This is a genomic window from Shimia aestuarii, assembly GCF_022814865.1.
GTDB classification, from domain to species: domain Bacteria; phylum Pseudomonadota; class Alphaproteobacteria; order Rhodobacterales; family Rhodobacteraceae; genus Shimia; species Shimia aestuarii_A.
The window spans coordinates 285995-308172 of the sequence record NZ_JAKVRD010000001.1 but is presented as its reverse complement, the minus strand read 5'-3'; the positions used below and the strand labels follow the sequence as shown (position 1 = coordinate 308172).

The 22178-nt window shown below is 60.2% G+C and carries 22 protein-coding genes; 12 read left to right on the top strand and 10 right to left on the bottom strand.

The features are described 5' to 3' along the window. The first annotated feature begins 247 nt into the window (after positions 1-247). From MK745_RS01595 to MK745_RS01550, 10 genes are all read left to right on the top strand, one after another. Positions 248-1624, top strand: coding sequence for a trypsin-like peptidase domain-containing protein (locus MK745_RS01595; RefSeq protein WP_243611523.1), 1377 nt, complete (start codon positions 248-250; stop codon positions 1622-1624). A 3-nt stretch (positions 1625-1627) separates the two neighbouring features. Then, on the top strand, positions 1628-2944 hold the full coding sequence (locus tag MK745_RS01590; protein ID WP_243611522.1) for a replication-associated recombination protein A: 1317 nt from the start codon (positions 1628-1630) through the stop codon (positions 2942-2944). 53 nt (positions 2945-2997) lie between these two features. Beyond that, a complete protein-coding gene (gene crcB / locus MK745_RS01585) occupies positions 2998-3375 on the top strand; it encodes a fluoride efflux transporter CrcB (protein ID WP_243611521.1) in 378 nt (125 codons plus the stop codon). After that, positions 3372-4424, top strand: coding sequence for an RluA family pseudouridine synthase (locus tag MK745_RS01580; RefSeq protein ID WP_243611520.1), 1053 nt, complete (start codon positions 3372-3374; stop codon positions 4422-4424). The genes crcB and MK745_RS01580 overlap by 4 nt, the downstream gene beginning before the upstream one ends. Beyond that, on the top strand, positions 4421-5101 hold the full coding sequence (locus tag MK745_RS01575; RefSeq protein WP_243611519.1) for an HAD-IA family hydrolase: 681 nt from the start codon (positions 4421-4423) through the stop codon (positions 5099-5101). The genes MK745_RS01580 and MK745_RS01575 overlap by 4 nt, the downstream gene beginning before the upstream one ends. Next, positions 5098-5805 (top strand): ATP12 family chaperone protein, encoded by a 708-nt coding sequence (locus tag MK745_RS01570; protein WP_243611518.1) that lies wholly within the window; start codon positions 5098-5100, stop codon positions 5803-5805. The genes MK745_RS01575 and MK745_RS01570 overlap by 4 nt, the downstream gene beginning before the upstream one ends. A gap of 203 nt (positions 5806-6008) precedes the next feature. Further along, the gene (locus MK745_RS01565; protein ID WP_243611517.1) at positions 6009-7025 is read left to right on the top strand and encodes an amino acid ABC transporter substrate-binding protein; all 1017 of its coding nucleotides are present in this window, start codon (positions 6009-6011) and stop codon (positions 7023-7025) included. Between the two features lie 117 nt (positions 7026-7142). Continuing rightward, entirely contained in the window at positions 7143-8375 is a 1233-nt protein-coding gene (locus tag MK745_RS01560; protein ID WP_243611516.1) for an amino acid ABC transporter permease, read from the top strand. Positions 8376-8378: 3 nt separating this feature from the next. Continuing rightward, positions 8379-9677 (top strand): amino acid ABC transporter permease, encoded by a 1299-nt coding sequence (locus MK745_RS01555; RefSeq protein WP_243611515.1) that lies wholly within the window; start codon positions 8379-8381, stop codon positions 9675-9677. Positions 9678-9689: 12 nt separating this feature from the next. Beyond that, entirely contained in the window at positions 9690-10481 is a 792-nt protein-coding gene (locus MK745_RS01550; protein ID WP_279391695.1) for an amino acid ABC transporter ATP-binding protein, read from the top strand. A 57-nt stretch (positions 10482-10538) separates the two neighbouring features. Here MK745_RS01550 and MK745_RS01545 read toward each other — a convergent pair whose 3' ends face one another. From MK745_RS01545 to argB, 3 genes are read right to left on the bottom strand one after another with little or no spacing between them, the layout of a single operon-like run. Next, the gene (locus tag MK745_RS01545) at positions 10539-11030 is read right to left on the bottom strand and encodes a SixA phosphatase family protein (RefSeq protein ID WP_243611514.1); all 492 of its coding nucleotides are present in this window, start codon (positions 11028-11030) and stop codon (positions 10539-10541) included. Beyond that, on the bottom strand, positions 11020-11679 hold the full coding sequence (locus tag MK745_RS01540) for a ferredoxin (RefSeq protein ID WP_243611513.1): 660 nt from the start codon (positions 11677-11679) through the stop codon (positions 11020-11022). Before MK745_RS01540 ends, MK745_RS01545 begins: the two co-directional genes overlap by 11 nt. Before the next feature lie 23 nt (positions 11680-11702). After that, complete coding sequence (gene argB, locus MK745_RS01535) at positions 11703-12566, bottom strand: acetylglutamate kinase (RefSeq protein ID WP_243611512.1); 864 nt, start codon at positions 12564-12566, stop codon at positions 11703-11705. A gap of 112 nt (positions 12567-12678) precedes the next feature. On the opposite strand from argB, the gene MK745_RS01530 reads away from it, so the two are divergent. Beyond that, the gene (locus tag MK745_RS01530; RefSeq protein ID WP_243611511.1) at positions 12679-13410 is read left to right on the top strand and encodes an SDR family NAD(P)-dependent oxidoreductase; all 732 of its coding nucleotides are present in this window, start codon (positions 12679-12681) and stop codon (positions 13408-13410) included. Positions 13411-13578: 168 nt separating this feature from the next. Here the strand turns inward: MK745_RS01530 and yihA are convergent, their stop codons facing one another. From yihA to ttcA, 5 genes are all read right to left on the bottom strand, one after another. After that, a complete protein-coding gene (gene yihA / locus MK745_RS01525; RefSeq protein WP_243611510.1) occupies positions 13579-14232 on the bottom strand; it encodes a ribosome biogenesis GTP-binding protein YihA/YsxC in 654 nt (217 codons plus the stop codon). After that, positions 14232-14984 (bottom strand): MOSC domain-containing protein, encoded by a 753-nt coding sequence (locus tag MK745_RS01520; RefSeq protein WP_243611509.1) that lies wholly within the window; start codon positions 14982-14984, stop codon positions 14232-14234. The genes yihA and MK745_RS01520 overlap by 1 nt, the downstream gene beginning before the upstream one ends. Next, positions 14981-16798, bottom strand: a complete 1818-nt coding sequence (gene yidC, locus MK745_RS01515) for a membrane protein insertase YidC (protein ID WP_243611508.1) — start codon at positions 16796-16798, stop codon at positions 14981-14983. Before yidC ends, MK745_RS01520 begins: the two co-directional genes overlap by 4 nt. 108 nt (positions 16799-16906) lie before the next feature. Continuing rightward, a complete protein-coding gene (locus MK745_RS01510) occupies positions 16907-18424 on the bottom strand; it encodes a putative bifunctional diguanylate cyclase/phosphodiesterase (RefSeq protein WP_243611507.1) in 1518 nt (505 codons plus the stop codon). 56 nt (positions 18425-18480) lie between these two features. Further along, positions 18481-19359 carry a tRNA 2-thiocytidine(32) synthetase TtcA gene (ttcA, locus tag MK745_RS01505; protein ID WP_243611506.1) on the bottom strand — a complete coding sequence of 293 codons (879 nt, stop codon included), beginning with the start codon at positions 19357-19359 and terminating at the stop codon, positions 18481-18483. Between the two features lie 105 nt (positions 19360-19464). Here ttcA and MK745_RS01500 point away from each other — a divergent pair, with 105 nt between their 5' ends. Further along, complete coding sequence (locus MK745_RS01500) at positions 19465-20001, top strand: DUF3833 domain-containing protein (protein WP_431978958.1); 537 nt, start codon at positions 19465-19467, stop codon at positions 19999-20001. Between the two features lie 60 nt (positions 20002-20061). Here the strand turns inward: MK745_RS01500 and MK745_RS01495 are convergent, their stop codons facing one another. Continuing rightward, positions 20062-21108, bottom strand: coding sequence for a TRAP transporter substrate-binding protein (locus MK745_RS01495; protein ID WP_243611504.1), 1047 nt, complete (start codon positions 21106-21108; stop codon positions 20062-20064). A gap of 243 nt (positions 21109-21351) precedes the next feature. Then, entirely contained in the window at positions 21352-22158 is an 807-nt protein-coding gene (gene map / locus MK745_RS01490; RefSeq protein WP_243611503.1) for a type I methionyl aminopeptidase, read from the bottom strand. Positions 22159-22178: the final 20 nt, after the last annotated feature.

Here is a 22178-nt window from a genome sequence, read left to right as displayed (position 1 = left end):
GCATCGCCCGCTGGACGGCCCCCGCCTGAGGTTTCAGGCGGGGGTTTTTCTTTGCCTTTTGGTAACTGCGTGCGCTGCATTAAACGTGCGAAACGGGTGGAATTCGGAGTCCGGCACCGACGCAATACCGACGTGATACCGACGCGATACAGACCCGCGTTTTTGCGCCTTTCTCCCGATTCGGCCGTGGCGCTTGCAATCTGTGCCGCGTCTCCGCATATCATGGTCAGGTATTTCCGGAGGCCCCATGTTTCGACTGTTGATTGCCCTTGTAATCCTCGTGGTTCCGGCCCACGCCGAAACCCGCATTCCTCAGAGCCGGGCCGAGATTTCCCTCGGCTTTGCGCCACTTGTGAAAGAGGCTGCCCCGGCGGTCGTCAATATATACGCCAAACGCGTCGTTGCCGTGCGCGAAAGCCCGTTCGCAGGCGATCCATTCTTTGGAAATCTCTTTAGAAATCAAGGACGTCAGCGTCCTCGCGTGCAGAATTCCTTGGGCTCGGGTGTGATCCTGTCGGAGGATGGTATCGTCGTGTCCAACTTCCATGTTGTGGGCCACGCCACCGACATTCGCGTGCAACTGAAGGACCGTCGTGAGTATTCCGCCAAGGTGCTTCTCGCCGATCAGGAAAGCGATCTCGCCATCCTTCAGATCGAGGATGCGGACGCCATGCCCTACCTCTATCTGCGCGATAGCGATACGGTCGAAGTTGGCGAATTGGTCCTCGCGATCGGCAACCCATTCGGCGTCGGCCAGACCGTCACCTCCGGCATCATCTCCGGCCTCGCCCGCTCCGGCACCGCCACCGGCAACGCCCGCGGGTATTTCCTGCAAACTGACGCGCCGATCAATCCGGGCAATTCCGGCGGCGCGCTCATTGACGTGAATGGCGATCTTGTCGGGGTGAATACCTCGATCCTGACCCGCTCGGGCGGATCGAACGGGATCGGGTTCGCGATCCCCTCGGCGCTTGTGCGCGAGTTCGTTGAACAGGCTCGCGCGGGCCGTGCGAGTTTTGCAAGGCCTTGGGCTGGTATGGGTGGGCAACCTGTCGATTCCGACCTTGCAGAAGGGCTTGGCCTCGGGCGACCCGAAGGGGTGCTTGTTTCCGACCTTCATCCGGAAAGTCCGTTTGCGGCCAAAGGGTTCGCGCCTGGGGACGTGATCCTTGAGGTGGATGGTCAACCGGTCAACACGCCTGCGGAAATGATCTTTCGCATGTCGGTGGCAGGTATAGGACATGAGACGAAGATCCTTGCGCTCATGGCAGGAGAGGAGACGGTGGTAGACGTGCCTATGATCGTCGCGCCGGAGAGCCCGGATCGGGAGACTCGCCTGACCGATAGCGACTCTGCGGTCCCTGAACTTACGTTCTCGAACATCAACCCGGCGGTCATTTCCGAGTTCAATCTGCCGCTCAACGTGACCGGTGTGGCTGTCGAGAACCCCGGCCCGGTCGGAGCACGGATCGGATTGCGTCCCGGCGACATCCTACGGGTCATCGACGGCGTTGAGATTGAGACCACCAAAGACGCGGAAACCGCCCTGCGCAAAGCATCGCGGAACATCACCCTCGAGATTCAGCGCGGAACCCAACGCATTGTCTCTCGCTTTCGTCTCTAAACGATGGCTGACCTGTTCGATCAATCCCCCGGCGACTCGCCCAAGGATGGCAACGCGCCGCGTCCCCTTGCGGATCGCCTACGCCCGAAATCCCTTAGTGAGGTGATCGGTCAAGAACAGGTGCTTGGTCCTGACGCGCCGCTTGGTGTCATGCTGGCCTCGGGATCTTTGTCATCTTTGATCTTCTGGGGGCCGCCGGGTGTCGGCAAGACGACCATCGCGCGGCTCCTCGCGGATGAGACCAATCTTCATTTTGTCCAGATAAGTGCGATCTTCACTGGGGTGCCTGAGCTTCGCAAGGTCTTTGAAGCCGCCAAGATCAGGCGTCAGAACGGGCAGGGCACGCTATTGTTCGTGGACGAAATCCACCGTTTCAACAAGGCCCAGCAGGATGGTTTTCTACCGCATATGGAAGACGGGACGATCCTCCTTGTCGGGGCGACGACGGAAAACCCTTCTTTCGAGTTGAACGCCGCTGTGCTGAGTCGATCGCAAGTCCTTGTTCTCGAAAGGCTTTCCTTGGCCGATCTTGAGCGGCTCGCGCAGCGCGCTGAACAGGATCTCGGTCGCGCCCTCCCTCTCGACGGTCCGGCGCGCGAGGCGCTTCTGGAGATGGCGGATGGCGATGGACGTGCTTTGCTCAACTTGATCGAACAAGTTGCGGCATGGACCGTAAAGGGCAAGCTCGACTCGCAGGCACTTGCAACGCGTCTCATGAAACGCGCTGCAAAATACGACAAGGGTGGGGAAGAGCACTACAATCTGATCTCTGCCCTGCACAAGTCCGTGCGTGGATCGGACCCGGATGCCGCGCTCTATTGGTTCGCTCGGATGCTCGAAGGGGGGGAAGATCCTCGATTCCTTGCGCGCCGGATCACCCGGATGGCGGTCGAAGATATTGGGCTAGCGGATCCACAGGCGCAGGACGTCTGTCTTCAGAGCTGGCAAACCTATGAGCGGCTTGGAAGCCCAGAAGGCGAATTGGCATTGGCGCAGGCACTGGTCTACCTCGCGCTCGCGCCGAAATCGAACGCTACCTACGCGGCCTACAAACAAGCTCGTGCCGCCGCCCGTAAGACGGGCTCCGAGCCGCCACCAAAGCATATCCTCAATGCGCCAACACGGCTCATGGAAGAGCAGGGCTATGGCTCGGGCTACCAGTACGATCATGACGCGGAAGACGGGTTTTCTGGGCAGGACTACTTCCCCGAGACAATGAAACGCCCGGTCCTCTACTCGCCGGTTGAACGAGGGTTTGAACGGGAGCTGAAGAAGCGGCTCGACTATTTCTCCAAGCTCAGGATCAAGCGCAACAGCTGACGGGTTTGCCTGCATTGCTTGACAAATGAGCAAGGGCAGGTGAGAGACGCGACATGTTTGCAAACCTTATATATGTGGCGATCGGCGGCGCGGCCGGGGCGTCCTTGCGCTATGCCTCCGGGATCGGGATCACCCGCCTGTTTGGGCATGGCTTCCCGCTTGGCGTGATCGTGGTGAATATTCTCGGCTCGTTCCTAATGGGGGCTTTCGTGGTCCTTGCGGCGCAGCGCAGCCTGACCCATTTGTCGCCTCTCGTCATGACGGGGTTCCTTGGCGGGTTCACGACATTCTCGGCCTTCTCGCTTGAGGCGGTGACGCTATTTGAACGTGGGCAGACCGGGGCGGCCGCGCTCTATGTGATGATATCGGTTGTAGGCTCGGTAGCCGCTCTTTTTGCAGGGCTTTGGATGGCGCGGGGGATGTTCGCATGAGCAAGGTTCAGGTCATCGAGGTTGGCGAAGACGATTCCGATCAGCGGCTCGACCGTTGGCTGCGTCGCATTTTCCCGCACATCAATCAGATCCGCATCGAGAAGATGTGCCGCAAGGGCGAAATTCGGGTCGATGGCGGGCGGGTCAAACCGGCGACGCGATTGCAGGCAGGACAGCAGGTTCGGATTCCGCCTCTGCCAGATGCGGGCGAAGTTGCCGCTGCGCGCAAGTCGGCCCCGACACGCGTCTCGGATGCGGATGCACGGATGATCCGCGATTGCGTGATCTACAAGGACGATCACATCATCGCGCTGAACAAGCCGCCGGGCCTTCCGACGCAAGGCGGTAGCAAACAGACCAAGCACGTGGATGGGCTGGCCGAGGCGTTGAAGTTCGATCTCGACGAAAAGCCGCGCCTCGTGCACCGGCTCGACAAGGATACGTCCGGTGTCCTGATCCTAGCGCGAACGCGCAAGATGGCGAGTGCGCTGACCACGGCATTCCGACACCATGCCACACGCAAGATTTATTGGGCCGTGGTGGCCGGTGTGCCGACGCCTTATCTTGGAGAGATCAAATACGGCCTCGTCAAAGCACCGGGGCATGGTAAGCGTGGCGAAGGCGAAAAGATGCTCTGCGTCCATCCTCGTGACGTGGCTCAGACAGAGGGCGCCAAGCGTGCGATTACCCAGTATGCGACGCTCTACCGTGTGGCTAGCCGTGCGGCCTGGGTCGCGCTCGAGCCGATCACCGGGCGCACGCACCAACTTCGGGCGCACATGGCCGAGATCGGGCATCCGATCATTGGCGATGGCAAATACGGCGGATCGGGGCAGGAAAACCTTGGCGACGGCTGGGGCGCACATATGGGCGGCGTCATCAGCAACAAGCTCCACCTTCATGCACGCAGCTTTACATTCGAGCATCCCGCGACGTTTGAGGCGATGACGATCACGGCGGACCTGCCGGATCATATGGCCGCAACATGGGAAACGTTCGGCTGGACGCCAGACCTTGCCGCGGATGATCCCTTCGAGGCGCTGCAATGAGCGCATTGCGCCTCGTGGTGTTCGATGTCGACGGGACGTTGGTGGATAGTCAGCGCACGATCCTCGAGTCCATGCGGCGTGCATTTGAGGCGGTCGGAGTTACGCAGCCCACGCGTGAGGACGTGCTTGGGATCGTTGGTCTCTCGCTTGATGTAGCGATGGCTGAACTTGCACCCGATGCTCCGCGCGAGACCCATCATGCGCTCGCAGACGCTTATAAGAGTGCCTACGTAGATTTGCGCGCGCGCGAGGGAACAAAGCTCTCTTCCCCCTTCTTTCCCGGCGCGAGGGACACGCTCATGTCGCTGGCCGCACGGGAGGATCTTCTGCTTGGCGTGGCGACGGGAAAGTCTCGGCGTGGTCTCGACAAACTGATCGCAGGGCATGGCCTCGAAGGGGTTTTCGTGACCGAGCAAGTTGCGGACTTCCACCCGTCCAAACCTCATCCTGCAATGCTCGAGGCAGCCCTCGCAGAGACAGGTGTTCAAGCGCAGGATGCCGTGATGATCGGTGATACGAGCTTTGATATGGACATGGCGCGCGCGGCGGGGATGCGGGGGATTGGCGTCGGCTGGGGCTACCACGACGCGGCACGGCTTTCTGCAGCGGACCGGATCATCGAGCGATTCGACGACCTGCCCGCAGCTTTGGATGATATCTGGAGACGAGACACATGAGTGGTTGGGCAAAGAAACGGTTCTGGAAAGAGACAACGGTCGAGGACGAGGGCGAAGGATTTGGCGTGCGCCTCGATGGACGCGCGGTAAAGACACCGGCAAAGGCGGCGCTCATCGTACCGACCCGCGCAATGGCCGAGGCCATCGCGGCAGAGTGGGACGCGCAGGAAGCCGAGATCAATCCGACCGCCATGCCGACAACACGTGGTGCCAATGCGGCGATCGACAAAGTACGGATTCAGCATGGCGAAGTGGCGGACATGCTTGCGGAGTATGGCAATAGCGATCTTCTCTGTTATCGAGCGGCACAGCCGCAGGAGTTGATCGCACGACAAGCAGAGGCTTGGGATCCGTTGCTTGAGCGGGCGGCTAAAGAGCTTTCAGCGTCACTGCGGCCGCTCTCTGGGATCATGCATGTCGACCAAGACGCACGGAGCCTTGCCGAGTTGCGCAAGCGCGTTCACGCGCTGAACGAATTCGAGCTGGCGGCGTTCCATGATCTCGTGAGCTTGTCGGGCTCTTTGGTGATCGGTTTCGCTGCGGTACATGGCTGGGCTCCGATTGACGAGCTTTGGGACGTCTCGCGTATCGACGAAACCTGGCAAGAAGAGCAGTGGGGCGTCGATGAAGAGGCGCAAGCGCAGGCCGCAATCAAGAAAGAAGCATTTTTGCATGCTGATCGATTCTTCGCGATGGCCCGCTAACTGCATAGTAACTTGTCGTTTTTCTGAATTCTCGGGCAGGCATTATCGGAATGATTGTAACCTGTGATACTGCCCTTGACGTTTTCCGATGAATCCGCCCAAACTGACTCTTACTGAGGGGATTGCCCCTTTCCAGTAACCCATTCGGTCATGCATGGCCGGACAAAACGCCCGTAGGGGCGGACCATCAGGAAGAGGTAAACATGAAAAAATCCGTTATTCTTGGCGCACTGACCGTAGCCGGTCTCGCAGCAGGCGCAGCCGCTGCAGGTACGCTGGACGACGTGAAAGCACGCGGCAAGCTGAACTGTGGCGTGACCACTGGTCTCGTCGGCTTTGCGGCGCCGGATGCGAACGGCAACTGGGATGGCTTTGACGTTGGCGTCTGCCGCGCTGTTGCAGCTGCTGTTCTTGGCGACCCGACAGCCGTCGAGTTTGTACCGACCACCGGTAAGACCCGCTTCACCGCGCTGGCTTCGGGTGAGATCGACATGCTGGCTCGTAACACCACCTGGACCTTCTCGCGCGACGTCGACCTCAAGTTCGAATTCGTTGGTGTGAACTACTACGACGGTCAGGGCTTCATGGTTCCGAAAGAGCTCGGCGTGAGCTCGGCCAAGGAACTCGATGGCGCCACCGTCTGCATCCAGACCGGTACCACCACCGAGCTGAACCTTGCGGACTTCTTCCGCGCCAACAACATCAGCTATGAGCCGGTTCCGATCGAAACCAACGCAGAAGCACAGCAGCAGTACCTTGCCGGTGCTTGCGACGTCTTCACCACCGACGCATCCGGCCTCGCAGCCACCCGTGCGACCTTCGAGAACCCGGGCGAGCACGCCGTTCTTCCGGAAATCATCTCGAAAGAGCCGCTTGGCCCACTCGTGCGCCACGGCGACAATGAGTGGGGCGACGTTGTGCGCTGGACCCTCAATGCGCTCATCGCGTCTGAAGAGCTCGGCATCACCTCGGCCAACCTCGAAGAGATGGCCAAGGGCACGAACAACCCGGAAATCAACCGTATGATGGGCACCGAAGGTTCGCTCGGCGAGATGCTCGGCCTTGACGCAGATTGGGCCAAGCGCGCAATCGCAGCAGGCGGCAACTATGGTGAACTCTTTGCCAAGAACATCGGCGAAGAAACCCCGGTTGGCCTCGCACGCGGGCTGAACGCCCAGTGGACGAATGGCGGCCTGCTCTACTCGCCGCCCTTCCGCTAAGAACGACATTGGAGGGGCGCGGAGGCAACTTCGCGCCCCTTCGATTTTCCATACAGATCGGCCAACGGCACAAAAGCCACCTTTGAAAATAAGGCCGAACAACGGGGAACATCTCAGATGACAACAACGACCGACCCTCACAAGGAGTCGTTCCGGCTATCTATGCTGATCTACGATACCCGGTATCGTTCACTCACGTTTCAAGCAATCACAGCCGTCGTCCTTGCGCTTTGTATCTGGTACCTAGGGAACAACCTGATACAGAACCTGCGTGCCGCCGGGCTGAACATCGCCTTCGATTTCCTTGGCGACCCTTCCGGATATGACATCAACCAACGTCTCGTTGAGTACGACAGCCAGTCAACCCACGCGCGGGCTGCCTTGGTTGGCCTGCTCAATACTGTACTTGTCGCCTTCCTGGCCTGTGTGACCGCAACGATCTTCGGCGTGATCGCCGGCGTATTGCGTTTGTCCAACAACTGGTTGGTGTCCAAGTTGATGGCCGGCTATGTCGAGATCTTCCGCAATATCCCGGTCCTGATCTGGATCATCATCATCTTTACGATCATGACCGCGGTTCTACCCGGACCACGAGCTTTCCGCGGCGATGATCCGGCCGCGAGCATGCTGTTTAGCTCTTTCGCCTTCACGAACCGCGGTGTCTATATCCCGATGCCTTGGTTCGAGAACGGGATTTTCGCAAGCCCGACGATGAACTGGCTCTTGGTGCTGGCTGGATTTGCTCTTTCTTGGTTCGTTGCGCATCGCATCAATCATTGGGCCACGGTAAAACAGGAAGCGACGGGCATTCGCCCCAAGACGCTCCTGCCGCTTCTTGCGACCTGGCTTGTGCCTTTCCTTGTTCTCATGCTCATCATGGGGCTGAGTTGGGAAACCCCGGAGTTGAAAGGCTTCAACTTCCGTGGCGGTATCAAGATCGGTGGACCGTTGATCGCGCTTTGGTTCGCGCTTTCGATCTACACGGGCGCATTTATCGCAGAGAACGTGCGTGCCGGGATCCAAGCGATTTCCAAGGGGCAGACAGAAGCCGCCGCCGCGCTTGGGCTACGGCCGCGTCGTGTCATGAACCTTGTGGTTCTGCCGCAGGCTCTTCGGGTCATCATCCCTCCGCTGATCTCGCAGTATCTCAACATTACCAAGAACTCTTCGCTAGCGATTGCCGTGGGCTATGCCGACATCACCGCAACGCTTGGTGGGATCACGCTCAACCAGACGGGCCGTGCGATTGAGAGTGTCTTGCTGTTGATGTTGTTCTACCTGACGGCGTCGTTGCTGATCTCGCTTGGGATGAATGCCTATAACGCGTCCGTCAAGCTGAAGGAGCGCTAAGCCATGAGTGATCAATCAACGAATTCCGTGGCTTTCGTGGCAGAGGGCACCATCCCGCCCTCGCCACCGCCTGCACGCGAAACAGGGGCGGTCAAATGGCTGCGAGAGAACCTGTTCTCGAATATTCCCAACTCCATCCTGACGATCGTTTCGCTCTACGTGATCTTTCTCGTTCTCAAGAACACCATGCCCTGGATGTTGAACGGGGTCTGGACGACGTCCAGTCTCGCACAATGCCGGGAGGTTCTGAACGGTGAGACCGGGGCGTGTTTCTCGGTCCTGACGGAGCGCTGGAACCAGTTGCTCTATGGGTTCAAATACCCCGTGGATGAGTATTGGCGCCCGAACTTGGCACTTCTGTTCATGATCGTTGCCGCAGCGCCGGTTCTGTTCTTCGACCTGCCGCGCAAGCTTCTTATCTTTACGGCGATCTATCCGTTTCTCGCCTATTGGCTGATCTGGGGCGGGACGATCTTTGTGCCGCTGATCGCACTTCTCGGCTTCGTCGTGGCGGGCATGGTCTTTCAGACCTTCAGCAAGGGCAGTTTTGCCATCGGCTTCTTCGGGGCGGTGATCGCGGCCTTTGTTGTCTGGCTCGGAGGCGGGGCGTTGATCCCGGAATCCGCGTCGGAAAACGCGTTCCTGTCCTCGGTGCCAAGCCGTGATCTAGGTGGGTTCATGCTCAACCTGATGCTGGGCGCGACCTGCGTGTCGCTCTCCCTGCCGATCGGGATCGTGCTTGCCCTCGGGCGTCAGTCGGACATGCCGCTTATCAAGTGGGTCTGTGTGATCTTCATTGAGTTCGTGAGGGGCGTTCCGCTTATCACGCTGCTCTTCGTGGCGTCGGTGATGTTGTCCTACTTCTTCCCGCCAGAGAGCACGGTGGACCTGTTCCTGCGTGTGGTCATCATGATCACGATGTTTGCCTCTGCCTATATCGCAGAGGTGATCCGTGGCGGTCTCGCGGCCCTTCCCAAAGGGCAGTACGAGGCCGCGGACAGCATCGGCCTTGCCTACCCGCAGGCGATGCGTCTCATCATCTTGCCGCAGGCGCTCAAGATCTCCATTCCGGGCATCGTGAATGTGGCCGTGGGTCTTTTTAAAGATACCACGCTCGTCTCGGTGATCTCGATGTTCGACCTTGTCGGTATGATCCGCGGGCCGATCCTCGCTTCTACGGAATGGAACGGCGTCTATTGGGAATTGCTTGGCTTTGCGGCCCTGCTTTTCTTCATCGTCTGCTACGGCATCTCTCAATATTCTCAGTGGCTCGAGCGTCGCCTTGCCACCGACCACCGCTAAGGAGTTCTGCAAATGTCTGAACTTATGTCTGAACGCGATATCGACCGCTCCAAAATGCAAGTGGGCAGCGATATTGCCATTGAAATCAACGCGATGAACAAGTGGTACGGTACGTTCCACGTGCTGCGCGACATCAACCTAACCGTCAACTCGGGCGAGCGGATCGTGATCTGTGGCCCGTCGGGGTCGGGCAAGTCGACGTTGATCCGCTGTATCAACCGCCTCGAGGAGCATCAGTCGGGCAGTATTGTCGTCGATGGCACGGAGCTTACCAACGATCTCAAGAACATCGACAAGATCCGGTCGGAAGTTGGCATGTGCTTTCAGCACTTCAACCTTTTCCCGCACCTGACGATCCTTGAGAACTGCACGTTGGCGCCGATCTGGGTTCGCAAGACACCCAAGAAGGAAGCCGAGGAAACGGCGATGCACTATCTTGAGAAGGTGAAAATTCCGGATCAGGCGCACAAGTATCCCGGCCAGCTTTCGGGCGGGCAACAGCAGCGTGTGGCGATTGCGCGCTCGCTCTGCATGAAGCCCCGTATCATGCTCTTTGACGAACCGACTTCGGCGCTCGACCCGGAGATGATCAAAGAGGTGCTCGATACCATGATTGAGCTCGCGGAAGAGGGGATGACGATGCTCTGCGTGACGCATGAGATGGGCTTTGCACGGCAAGTCGCGAACCGCGTGATCTTTATGGATGAGGGTCAGATCGTGGAGCAGAACGAGCCGGAAGAGTTCTTCAATAACCCGAAGAGCGACCGCACCAAGCTTTTCCTGAGCCAGATCCTCGGACACTAAGCGCGGCTGCGTGAGAATAAGAAGAGCCCTGCCAAGTGCGGGGCTCTTTGCTTTTGGTTAGAGCAACTCGCGCGGGACGATGAAGGCGCGGACCTTGCCCTTGCCGAGTTGAATATCCTGCCAGCGATCGACCTTGAATTCGAATACTGTCGTTGCGCAGGTCGGATAGTCGAGAAAACGCGAATGCTCTGGGATTTTCTTGGCCAGCCGCTCTGCAAATTCGCCAATGCCGGGGTTATGGCCGAGCATCAGAACTGTGTCGCCCGTCGCCTCGCGGAGGCAGTCGAACATGGCCGTGGCGGGGGCGAGATAGAGCTTGCGGGTGTAGGTCGGCTTGGCGTCGAACCGCAGGTGGGCATAGGTTTCGCGCGTGCGTTCAGAGGACGAGCTCAAGACAGTGTCTGGCGCATAGCCATTCTTGCGCAGCCAGTCGCCGATGGCATCAGCCGAGTCGCGGCCCCGCTGGTTCAGGGTGCGTTCATGATCGGCAAGGTCGGTCTGTCTCCAGCTCGATTTCGCATGCCGCATGAGGATCAGTCTAAGGGTCATTTTCGAGGAAGACTCGCATATGGTAAGACGATTGCTCTTCCAGTCTGCCATAGCCTTGTGACGCCGGACAAGCGCGCCGAACTGCACAGCCGCGCGTTAGGCAGCAGGCGGGACCGTCATCGCGGATGACCTTGCGGCAAGCGGCGACATCGTAGCTCCCGGATGCAAAGGCATCGACGGGGCAGGCGGTGATACAGGGGCGATCCGGGCATGTTTCGCAAGGCGAGGGCGGCGAATCGGGTAGGTCGACATGCTGGCGCAGGGCGAGCGCGCCGCGGAACGACACGAACAGACCAGCACGATCATGCACGAGAAGGTTTACAGGAGAGCTATGGCACCGTTCGGTGCGCAGCGCCCACTGATAGAACGGCATGTAGGGCGGGCCGGAATAGGGAAAGAACGGGTGCCCGCCAAGTGCGGTTGCCAGCGCGGTGACGACCCGCGAGGACCAGCGATCAACCGGGTTCGGGCCGCCGTCGAGATACTCTTTCTGGGTCTTGAAATGGGTCCAGAAGGCGGGCTCGAGCGGGCCGAGCATAAGCAGGGTGCCGAATCCATCTAGATCGGTGTCGTCCAGCGCCGGATGAAACCCGCCCAAGATATCGAGGTGTAGCGCGTTCGCGGCGGATTTCAGCGTCTCGTAGTTCATGAGCGTCCGCGATACTGCATCACTCAGTCCGCACGAATGAGCGACCCGGCACCGTGCTCGGTATAGAGTTCGAGCAAGCAGGCATGAGGCGCGCGACCATCAAGGATGACCACGGCGCGCACTCCGCCATCAATTGCATAGAGAGCGGTTTCGGTCTTGGGGATCATGCCGCCCGCGATGGTGCCGTCTTCAATAAGATCGCGGATTTGCTGGGCCTTGAGCTCGGTGATGACATCTCCGGTCTTGTCTTTGACACCAGCGACATCCGTCAGAAGAAGCAACCGGTCGGCATTGAGGGCGGCGGCGATGGCCCCGGCGGCAGTGTCGCCATTGACGTTGAAGGTTTCGCCATCACGGCCCGCACCAAGGGGGGCGATCACGGGGATCGTGTCATGGGCGAAAAGCTCGTGCAGGATATCGGGATCCATTTCGGATGGCGTGCCGACGAAACCAAGGTCGGGATTGGTCTGGTCGCAAATCATGAGGTTCGCGTCCTTGCCCGAAAGGCCGACGGCCTTGCCCCCCTGACCATTGATCGCTTGCACGATACGCTTGTTGACGATGCCGGACAGCACCATCTCGACCACTTCGACCGTTGCGGCATCGGTGACACGTTTGCCGTTGACGAAATCGGATTTGATATCAAGACGTTCCAGCATCGCGTTGATCATCGGACCGCCGCCATGGACGATCACCGGATTGACCCCAACCTGTCGCATGAGAACCACATCGCGGGCGAATTCTTCCATCGCCTCGTCGCTGCCCATGGCGTGACCGCCGAGCTTGATGACGACGATAGCGCCGGAGTAGCGCTGCAGGTAGGGGAGCGCCTGAGAGAGTGTGCGGGCGGTTGCGATCCAGTCGCGGTTCATGTCTTGCTTCTTCATGTCTGAGATCCTCTTGGGCAAATGTGTTAGCCCTTTGGGCCTTGGCTGCCAAGAGCCATTGCCCTTTGACGCGGTTTGGCGCAGGACTTGGGAGGGCAGAGAGAGGTGTGACATGGCCGATTCACAGAAGACGCTCCTTATCACGGGCGCGAGCCGGGGGATCGGCCACGCGACGGTTCGGCGGTTCAATCGCGAAGGCTGGCGGGTCGTTACCGTGTCGCGCACGCCCTGTGCGCCGGAATGCCCATTTGCGAGCCCCGAAAACCACCTCATGCTCGACCTGTCGGATGCCGCGGATACGGTCAATGCCATTGGAATCCTTCAAGAAATGCTCGGTGGGAGGTTGGATGCGTTGGTCAATAACGCCGGTGTGTCGCCGAAGGGGCCGGAAGGAGAGCGGCTCAATACTCTCAACACCGATCTGATGACATGGGGGCAGGTGTTCCACGTCAATTTCTTCGCCTCCGTGGTGTTGGCGCGCGGGCTCAAGGACGAGCTGGCGGCGGCGAAAGGATCGGTTGTCAACATCACCTCGATTGCAGGCAGCCGGGTGCACCCGTTTGCCGGCGCGGCCTATGCCACATCGAAGGCGGCGCTTGCGGCGCTCACCCGAGAAATGGCCCATGATTTCGGGCCCTTAGGGGTCCGCGTCAACGCCATTGCACCGGGGGAAGTCGAGACCGCGATCCTTAGTCCCGGCACGGACAAGATCGTCGAGAAACTGCCGCTCCAACGCCTTGGTCAGCCCGAGGAAGTGGCCTCGGCGATTTACTTCCTGTGCTCAGATGAGAGCTCGTATATCTCGGGGGCGGAGATCGAAGTCAACGGCGCGCAGCACGTCTAGGCGAATCAGGGTTAACACGCTGATTTCGGGGGAAAAATGTCTTTCGGTATCACGTCGGTATTGCGTCTGTGCCGGTTCGGCCAAGACCCGGTCTAAGACGACGGGCGTTGCGCGAATCGAGGGGGCACCGCGCGCTGGGCGTTGCCGAAGACTGGTTCAGAAAAAGCGCTAGATGAGGTTGGCGATGATGGCGCGCAGGGTCGGCAGGCCGTCGCCTTTTTCGGACGAGGTCAGGACGATCTCGGGGAAGGCGGCGGGGTGTTTGGCGAGTTTCTCGCGCACCTGAGCGAGCACCTTTTCGCGGTCCTTCAGCTTGACCTTGTCGGCCTTGGTCAGCACCGCCTGAAAGGTCACGGCGGAGCTATCGAGGAGGGACATGATTTCCTCGTCCACGTCCTTGATCCCGTGGCGCGCGTCGATGAGGACGAATGCGCGCCGCAGGGTCGCGCGGCCGGAGAGATATTGCTTGAGCAACTTCTGCCACTTGGCGATCACGTCGAGCGGGGCATTGGCATAGCCATAGCCGGGGAGGTCGACGAGATAGTGATCATCCGCCAGCGTGAAGTAGTTGATCTCTTGCGTGCGGCCCGGCGTGTTGGAGGCCCGCGCGAGGCGGGTGCGGCCGGTCAGCGCGTTGATGAGGGAGGATTTGCCAACGTTTGAGCGCCCGGCAAAGCAGACCTCGATCCGGTCATCGGGCGGCAGGCCGGACATGGCGACGACGCCCTTGAGAAAGTCGGCGTTGCTTCCGGCAAAGAGCTTGCGGCCCTTCTCGCGGCTGATTTCATCCGGCTCTTCGGCGATGGGGAAGGGAAGCTGCATCAGAGCACCTCTAGGCGATCACCAAGCGCGATGTCACCGGATTGCGTCACCACGGCATAGACGCCGAAATTCTGATGACCGAAGGTTGCGTTGAGCGCGCCGAGTGTATCGGCATCGCGTTCGCCCGTCTCGGGGTTTGCGGTCGTCGCAAGGCAGCGCACGATCTCTTCGCGCACTTCAAATTCGACGGTGCCGATGCGCAGGCGCTTGCCGAGCCAGCCCTGTTCCTCCCACGGGGCGAGGCCCTCGAGGTGGATATTGCCGCGCCAACGCAGCATCGATAGCGGCGCACCGCCCATTGCCGAAGAGAGCGCGTCGTTAGAGGCGAGGTTCAGAAGGCTCACCGAAGGAAAATCCGTGTCGGTCATGCCGTTCTGTGTCGGGCGCAAGAGCTTTGCGGAGGCCGAGCGGTTCTCCGGCATCAGAGGGCGCACCCAGTCGAGGAAGGCGGCCTGATCGGTGTCGGGGTCAAAGCGCAGGTCTGGGCGGTGCGGGTGGCTCAGGGTCACTGTCCCGCTGGTCTCATCGACCGACGCGTTGATCGCCATCAGGCGCGGTGCCTTGGCCCCGCGCGAGAAGTTCTGGCACGGTGCCCAAGCTGCCATATCAACAATCTTGGCGTCCTCATGTGCCACGGCCCAGCGTCGGTCCCAGGGCATGGTCTGCCCTTGTTCAAGATGCACGTGCGAGAGGGATTCCCGCCCGTGCGACTTGATCGGGTGTCGCCAGAGGGCCGCGACACGCGCGGTCATTTCGCGTCGGTCTTCTTGCTGCGCGAGAAGCTCGATTTGATGTTGCCGAAGACATCGGGCTTATACCCGTGGCTGCGCATGATGAGGTACTGCTGGGTGAAGGTAATCACGTTGTTGGTGATCCAGTAGAGGACCAGGCCCGAGGCAAAGCTGCCGAGCATGAACATGAAGACCCATGGCATCCACGCAAAGATCATCGCTTGCGTCTGGTCGGTGGGCGCCGGGTTCAGCTTCTGCTGAAGCCACATGGAAATCCCGAGCAGGATCGGCAGGATGCCGAGGCTGATGATGGCGAGGAAGGAGCCGGGATCGGGCGCTGCAAAGGGCAGCAGGCCGAAGAGGTTCAGGATCGAGGACGGGTCCGGGGCGGAAAGGTCCGTGATCCAGCCGAGCCAAGGCGCGTGACGCAATTCGAGCGTTACGAAGATCACCTTGTAGAGCGAGAAGAAGATGGGGATCTGGATCAGGATCGGCAGACAGCCCGAGGCAGGGTTCACCTTTTCCTTCTTGTAGAGCTCCATCATGGATTGCTGCATCTTCTGACGGTCGTCGCCCGCGGCTTCTTTGAGCTTCTCCATTTGCGGTTGAAGCTCTTTCATCTTGGCCATGGAGGCATAGGATTTATAGGCCAGCGGGAAGACGATGATCTTGAGGATCACGGTCAGGCCGATGATCGCCCAGCCCATGTTGCCGATCAGCGAGTTCAGCCAATGCAGGGTCGCGAAGATCGGCTTGGTCAGGAAGAAGAACCAGCCCCAGTCGATCGAGTCGAGGAAGCCGGTCACACCGTCCTTTTCGTATTCGCGGATCGTGGCCCATTCCTTGGCACCGGCGAAAAGCTGGCTGTCGACAGAGACGGTCTCGCCAGCGGCGAGGGTCACGGTCGGCATGACGGCTTCGGTCTGGTAGATGTCGCGGCGGTCATCGTATTTGACGACGGATTTGAAGGGGCTGTTCTGGGTCGGGATGAGGGTTGCCATCCAGTAATGATCGGTAAAGCCGATCCAGCCGTTTTCCGTTACCGGGGTGACTTCGGCCTTGGCGCCTTCACGCTGGTCAAAGGCAAAGTCGGTGATCTCGTCATAATCGACTTCCGACAGTTCGCCATCGGCCATGCCGACGACGCCCTCGTGCAGGATGAAGAAGTTCTTGAGGTCGGTCGGTTCGCCATGGCGGGCGAGGATGCCATATGGGGCGAGCGATACGGTGCCCGCGCCGGTGTTCTCGACGCTTTGGTCGATGGAGAACATGTAGTTTTCATCGACCGAGATGGTGCGGCGGAAGGTCAGGCCAGCGCCGTTGTCCCATGTGAGGGTGACCGGGCTGTCCTCGGTCAAGGTCGCGTCGGCGGCGGCGGTCCATTCGGTGTTGGCACCAGGCACCGCATCAAGCGACAGGCCTGCGCCGGGCGCCCAGCCATAAAGCGCGTAGAAGGCATCCTGTTCACCACGGGGGGCGAGGAAAGTCACCGTCGGCGCGCCGGGGTCAAGGGTTTCGCGATAGTCATCGAGATGCAGGTCGTCGATGCGGCCACCCAGAAGCGAAATCGAGCCGGACAGGCGTGCGGTTTCGATCTTGATCCGCGGCGCCTCGGCGAGGGCGGTCACGTCGGGAGAGGCGGCGGCCTGATCCCCGGTTGTCGCGCTCGGATTGGCGACGGGGGCCGCTTGAGGCGTGTCGGCCTGACTCGTCACGGCCGGGGCGTTGGGGTCGACCACCGGCTCTTCGGGGGGGGGAAACATGACAAACCATACCAAAATCACGACGAAGCTCAGCACGGTCGCGAGGATGAGGTTCTTGTTCTGATCGTCCATTGCCGAAGACACCTGTTCCTTGAAACTTTGGGAGGGTTCAACAGAGGTGTGGGGCAAAGGTCAAGCGGATTATGGGGAATCGGCGGGTTTGACGCCAGCCAGAGGCGATCAGCCAGTGCTGCGACCGATGGCCGGAGGGGCGGCGAGGGCGGCGCGGTGCGCGGCGATCCATTCGGCCGTTTCCTCAAGCGGCATGGGGCGGGCGATTCCAAATCCCTGCACATGGGTACAGCCAAGCTGGGCGAGCATGGCATGTTCGCCCGGCGTTTCAACGCCCTCGGCGACGGTTTCGAGGCCAAGCCGTTCACACATCGTCAGGATCGCAGCAACCATGCGGCGTTGTTCACCGTCCAAATCGACATGTGTCACGAAGGAACGGTCGATCTTGAGACGCGACACGGCGAGGCGGCGCATCGCGCTGATCGACGTGTGACCAGTGCCGAAATCATCGAGGTCGATGGCGCATCCCATCGCCGCGAGGCGGTTGACGGTCTCGATCACGATGCTGTCACCGGGGCCAGCGGCGACGGATTCGAGGATTTCGACCGATAGCCGCCCCGGTGTGAGGTCGAATCGGTCAAGCGTCCAGGCGATCTTGTCCGGCAGGGCCGGGTTGGAGAGGTCTTCGGCAGCAAAGTTGACACCGATTCCCGGCACGTGCAGCCCCGCCGCGTCCCAATCGCGCAAAGCGGCAAGCGCGAGATGCAGCATGCGATCGGAAAGCCGTTCGGATTGACCGGATTTCTGCAGAAGGGGGAGGAAATCATAGGGCGGCACGAGGCCGAGGTGCGGGTGGCGCCAACGCGCCAGCGCCTCGAAGCCGGAGATATCGCCGGTATCAGTTGAAATTTGTGGCTGAAACCAGGCTTCAATCTGATTGCGATCGAGCGCATGGCCCGCATCCAGCGCGATCTGACGCTGGCGCGTGGCGCGACGGCCAAGGGCAGGTGTAAACAGGCGGAGCGCAGAGGGACCAACCCGCAGAGCGTCCTCGAGCGCCTGTGCAGCGCAATCGATTGCAGGCTCGGCCGCCTCGGTTCTGAGAGATGCGCGGTGCAGGCCAATCGTCCAGCCTGGCAGGATCGAGGCCATCGGTAGGGCAACCGGCTCTTCCAGCGCAGTCTGAAGCCGGGCGGCAAGTTGCAGGCAGGCCTCGTCGTCGAGAGAGGGGGCGGGTGCGAGGCAGACGCCCATGCGGGCCTCACCGACCCTTGCGAGGATATCATCCTGCCGCAACGCGGCGCGGATGCGCAACGCAGCCTGTTTCAGGACGGCATCCGCCGCCGCCTCTCCATGACGGGCGCGTATATCGGCAAACCCGTTGAGTTCCAGAAGGAGGATCGCGCTTGCGTGTTGGCCGGTTTCAGAGGCCGCAAAGGTCGCGCGCACCTGATTCTCGAAGCCGTCACGCGTCAACACTCCGGTCAGCATATCGCGCTGTTGCGGTTCGAGGCCGTGGGGCCGGGCGTTGGCCAGCGGCGCGGCCAGAAAACCCGCCAGCGGCAAAAGCGCGAGCACCGCAAGCAGCCAGATTTCCCCACCCCACAGATAGCCGCAGATCGCGATCAGCGGTGCGAGCACCTGAAAATAGCGGGAGGTCATCCTCAACCAACTCAGCGCATACATGGTTCGTCCCCTGCAAACATCGCTCGCAGGCTAGGGGAGGGTCTGTAAGGCAGCCGTTAACGCAGCTTCGGAATTTCCGTGTCAATTTGTTCAAATTTTTCCGACCCCAGCGCCAGCCCCGCGAAATCAAAGAGTTTCGGGTCGAGCATATGGGAGGGGCGGATATTCATCAGAGACCGGAAAATGACCTGACGGCGACCGGGGGAGTTCTTTTCCCATTGGTCGAGAATCTGTTTTACCTGCTGGCGCTGAAGCCCGTCCTGTGAGCCGCAGAGATCGCAGGGGATGATCGGGTAGTTCATCGCGGTGGCAAATTTCTCGCAATCAGCTTCGGCCACGTGGGCGAGCGGGCGGTAGAGAAAGAGATCGCCCTCTTCATTGACGAGTTTCGGCGGCATGGTGGCGAGGCGCCCACCATGAAAGAGGTTCATGAAGAAGGTTTCGAGGATGTCGTCGCGGTGATGGCCGAGCACGACCGCCGAACAGCCCTCTTCACGGGCAATGCGGTAGAGGTTTCCGCGGCGCAGGCGCGAGCAGAGCGCACAATAGGTTCGGCCCGCTGGCACCTTGTCCTTCACGATGGAATAGGTGTCTTGATACTCGATCCGGTGTTCAACGCCCATTCTCTCGAGGAATTCGGGCAGAACGGTGGCCGGGAAGCCGGGCTGGCCCTGATCGAGGTTGCAGGCGAGGAGATCGACGGGCAAGAGGCCGCGCCATTTCAATTCGTGCAGCACAGCGAGGAGCGTGTAGCTATCCTTGCCACCGGAAAGGCAGACGAGCCATTTCTGTTTTTTCCCGTCGCGTTCAATCATGCCATATTGGTCAATCGCTTCGCGTGTCTGGCGCACGATGCGTTTGCGCAGCTTCTTAAAGCCCGCCGAGGAAGGCGCGCCATGAAAGAGCGGATGAATATCGTCAAGATCGTCGAGCATGGGGGCGCTTTAGGGCAAGGCGGACGATCAGGCAAGAGAAGAGACAGGCGGGGGAAAGTCATCCAAAGCGCGGGGTGGACCGTATTCCGGGAAAGTTCAAAGGAGATGTCTATGCGCCGTTTTGCTCTTGCCACTGCCCTTCTGACCGGTTTGGCCGCCTGCGGGTCGCCGTCGCTTGACGATGAGAGTCTGAGCGACAGAGAGTTCGATCTCGAACGCTATTTCGATGGGCAGAGCGTCGCCTATGGCCAGTTCATGGACCGGTTCGGATCGGTGCAGCGGCGGTTCAAGGTTACGATTGACGGAGAGTGGGACGGCGAGGTTCTCACGCTCACGGAGAGGTTCCGCTATGACGATGGCGGCAAGGAAACGCGCGTCTGGCGGCTCACCAAGACCGGCGACGAAACTTGGGAAGGCACGGCGGAAGGTGTGCAGGGCGTGGCGCGTGGCGAGGAACGGGGCGATACGTTCAACTGGTCCTATGTGATCGACCTGCCGCGTGCGAGCGGCGAGACGATCCGTGTCAAATTCGATGACTGGATGTGGCTCATGGAAGACGGGCGGGTGCTCAATAAGGCCTATATGTCGAAGGCGGGTGTTCGGCTTGGCGAGGTCACGATCTTCTTTGAAAAACGGTCTTAAGGCCGGAGACGAAAAAGGCCGCTCGGGGAGCGGCCTTTTCTTTCGGGATATACGGTGCGATCAGTATTCGCGACCCGAGACGTCGCGCGTCACTTGCACGGCGGCGCGGGCGTCGTCGATAAGCGCGGCCCCATCGAGGCCTTTTTTGGTCACATCGGCAATCCATTCCGCGATAACCTCGTCTCCGAGGGTCTTGATGCGGTCCGTCTCGGCCTCGCTCAGCGTGGCGATCTCGTTGCCCGCATCGGTCATGACCTGCTTGCCTTCTTTGTCGCCAGTATCGTGGGCGCGTCCGGCCCAAGCAGAGGCGAAGAAGCCAGAGTTGGCGTCGATCACGGCCTTGAGGTCATCGGGGAGGCTCTCGTATTTCTCTTTGTTCATCGCCCAGATGAAATAGAGGTTGTAGAGCGACTTGTCGCCAGCCACGTCGGTGTGGCTATCGGTCAGCTCGTCGAGCTTGAGCGAGGGCGACATTTCCCATGTGATGACGCCGCCATCGACCACGCCCTTGGAGAGCGCTTCGGGGAAGGCAGGCACGGGCATACCGATGGGCGTTGCACCGAGCTTTTTCAGCAGCAGCGTTGCCGGGCGCGAGGGGCCACGCAGCTTGAGGCCGGAAAAGTCGCCAACCGCTGCGACGGCGGGGCCTTTCTTGTGCACGAGGCCACGGCCGTGCATGTGCGCGGCGATGACATGGACATCCTTGAAGTCGTCCATCAGGTGCTTTTGCGTATAGAGCCATGCAGCCTTGGAGGCTTCCTCAGCGGATTTGGTCACGAGGAAGGGCATTTCCATGGCCTCGGCCTCGGGGAAGCGACCGGGCTGGTAGCCGGGGATGACCCAGCCACCGTCGATCGCGCCATCGCGGATCAGGTCATACTGGCTCGGGGCTTTGCCGCCCAGTTGCATGAAGGGATAGATCTCGACCTTGATGCGGCCGCCTGAGTCTTTCTCGACCTTCTCGGCCCAAGGCTCGATGAAGTATTTCGGGTTCGCGGATTTCGGTGAGACGAAATGCTGGAAGCGTAGGGTGACTTCCTGTGCGAAGCTTGTGGTTGCGGTCAGCCCGAGTAGGGCGGCGAGGGCTGCGGACTTGAAGTGGAACATCGCGCGAGCCTCCTTTTGGTTATGAACGTCAGATCGGCGCATCTCTGCACCGCGGCGTGGGAGGTATATACGAGATGCGTCTTCTCGATTCAAATGGTTCTCAGGGTCGCAGGCGATTTTCACCCACGATAATGCCCTGAAAAGTCATAATAATTTTTGACCGTGTGGGAAAATTCGGTAAAACTTCCCCTACGTAAAGCAAAGGCGGAAAATGCGTCCTGATCCGCCCCGCAGCAAAGAAGATCAGCCGTAGGTCGGATGAAATTTTCCGGCCGGTGAGAGCGTAAAAATTTCCACGCCGGTCGCCGTGACGCCGACGGAATGCTCGAATTGGGCCGAAAGCGACTTGTCACGGGTCACCGCGGTCCAGTCATCGGCGAGCACCTTGGTTTCGGGCCGACCGAGATTGACCATCGGTTCGATGGTGAAGAACATGCCTTCTTCGAGCGTCGGTCCCGTGCCCGCGCGACCATAGTGCAGGACGTTGGGCGGCGCGTGGAACACACGGCCGAGGCCGTGGCCGCAGAAATCGCGCACCACAGACATGCGATGGCCTTCAACAAAGCTCTGGATGGCGTGGCCGATGTCGCCAAAGGTGTTGCCGGGTTTCACGGCTTCGATCCCTTTCATCAGGGAATCGTGGGTCACTTGGATCAGGCGCTCGGCTTTGCGGTTGAGCTTGCCCGCGACATACATTCGCGAGGTGTCGCCGAACCAGCCATCGACGATCACGGTCACGTCGATATTCAGAATGTCACCATCCTTGAGCTTTTTGTCGCCGGGAATGCCATGACAGACCACATGGTTCACGGAAATGCAGGAGGCGTGCTGATAGCCGCGATAGCCGATGGTGGCGGATGTCGCGCCCGCGGCGTCGACTTTCTCTTCGATCAGGCGGTCGATTTCGCCCGTGGTCTGGCCCGGGAAGATATGCTCTGCGATTTCGTCGAGGATACGCGCGGCCAGTTCGCCGGCCTTATGCATGCCTGCGAAATCCGCGTCTTGGTGAATCCTGATCCCGTCGCGGGTCTGGTGCCCTTTGCCGATCATCTGCCCGGTGCTCCGTTTGT

What these genes read in the sequence shown, in the direction of transcription:
- MK745_RS01595 (WP_243611523.1), top strand. Translation starts at nt 248, where the DNA reads ATGTTTCGACTGTTGATTGCCCTTGTAATCCTCGTGGTTCCGGCCCAC.
- MK745_RS01590 (WP_243611522.1), top strand. Translation starts at nt 1,628, where the DNA reads ATGGCTGACCTGTTCGATCAATCCCCCGGCGACTCGCCCAAGGATGGC.
- crcB (WP_243611521.1), top strand. Translation starts at nt 2,998, where the DNA reads ATGTTTGCAAACCTTATATATGTGGCGATCGGCGGCGCGGCCGGGGCG.
- MK745_RS01580 (WP_243611520.1), top strand. Translation starts at nt 3,372, where the DNA reads ATGAGCAAGGTTCAGGTCATCGAGGTTGGCGAAGACGATTCCGATCAG.
- MK745_RS01575 (WP_243611519.1), top strand. Translation starts at nt 4,421, where the DNA reads ATGAGCGCATTGCGCCTCGTGGTGTTCGATGTCGACGGGACGTTGGTG.
- MK745_RS01570 (WP_243611518.1), top strand. Translation starts at nt 5,098, where the DNA reads ATGAGTGGTTGGGCAAAGAAACGGTTCTGGAAAGAGACAACGGTCGAG.
- MK745_RS01565 (WP_243611517.1), top strand. Translation starts at nt 6,009, where the DNA reads ATGAAAAAATCCGTTATTCTTGGCGCACTGACCGTAGCCGGTCTCGCA.
- MK745_RS01560 (WP_243611516.1), top strand. Translation starts at nt 7,143, where the DNA reads ATGACAACAACGACCGACCCTCACAAGGAGTCGTTCCGGCTATCTATG.
- MK745_RS01555 (WP_243611515.1), top strand. Translation starts at nt 8,379, where the DNA reads ATGAGTGATCAATCAACGAATTCCGTGGCTTTCGTGGCAGAGGGCACC.
- MK745_RS01550 (WP_279391695.1), top strand. Translation starts at nt 9,690, where the DNA reads ATGTCTGAACTTATGTCTGAACGCGATATCGACCGCTCCAAAATGCAA.
- MK745_RS01545 (WP_243611514.1), bottom strand. Translation starts at nt 11,030, where the DNA reads ATGACCCTTAGACTGATCCTCATGCGGCATGCGAAATCGAGCTGGAGA.
- MK745_RS01540 (WP_243611513.1), bottom strand. Translation starts at nt 11,679, where the DNA reads ATGAACTACGAGACGCTGAAATCCGCCGCGAACGCGCTACACCTCGAT.
- argB (WP_243611512.1), bottom strand. Translation starts at nt 12,566, where the DNA reads ATGAAGAAGCAAGACATGAACCGCGACTGGATCGCAACCGCCCGCACA.
- MK745_RS01530 (WP_243611511.1), top strand. Translation starts at nt 12,679, where the DNA reads ATGGCCGATTCACAGAAGACGCTCCTTATCACGGGCGCGAGCCGGGGG.
- yihA (WP_243611510.1), bottom strand. Translation starts at nt 14,232, where the DNA reads ATGCAGCTTCCCTTCCCCATCGCCGAAGAGCCGGATGAAATCAGCCGC.
- MK745_RS01520 (WP_243611509.1), bottom strand. Translation starts at nt 14,984, where the DNA reads ATGACCGCGCGTGTCGCGGCCCTCTGGCGACACCCGATCAAGTCGCAC.
- yidC (WP_243611508.1), bottom strand. Translation starts at nt 16,798, where the DNA reads ATGGACGATCAGAACAAGAACCTCATCCTCGCGACCGTGCTGAGCTTC.
- MK745_RS01510 (WP_243611507.1), bottom strand. Translation starts at nt 18,424, where the DNA reads ATGTATGCGCTGAGTTGGTTGAGGATGACCTCCCGCTATTTTCAGGTG.
- ttcA (WP_243611506.1), bottom strand. Translation starts at nt 19,359, where the DNA reads ATGCTCGACGATCTTGACGATATTCATCCGCTCTTTCATGGCGCGCCT.
- MK745_RS01500 (WP_431978958.1), top strand. Translation starts at nt 19,465, where the DNA reads ATGTCTATGCGCCGTTTTGCTCTTGCCACTGCCCTTCTGACCGGTTTG.
- MK745_RS01495 (WP_243611504.1), bottom strand. Translation starts at nt 21,108, where the DNA reads ATGTTCCACTTCAAGTCCGCAGCCCTCGCCGCCCTACTCGGGCTGACC.
- map (WP_243611503.1), bottom strand. Translation starts at nt 22,158, where the DNA reads ATGATCGGCAAAGGGCACCAGACCCGCGACGGGATCAGGATTCACCAA.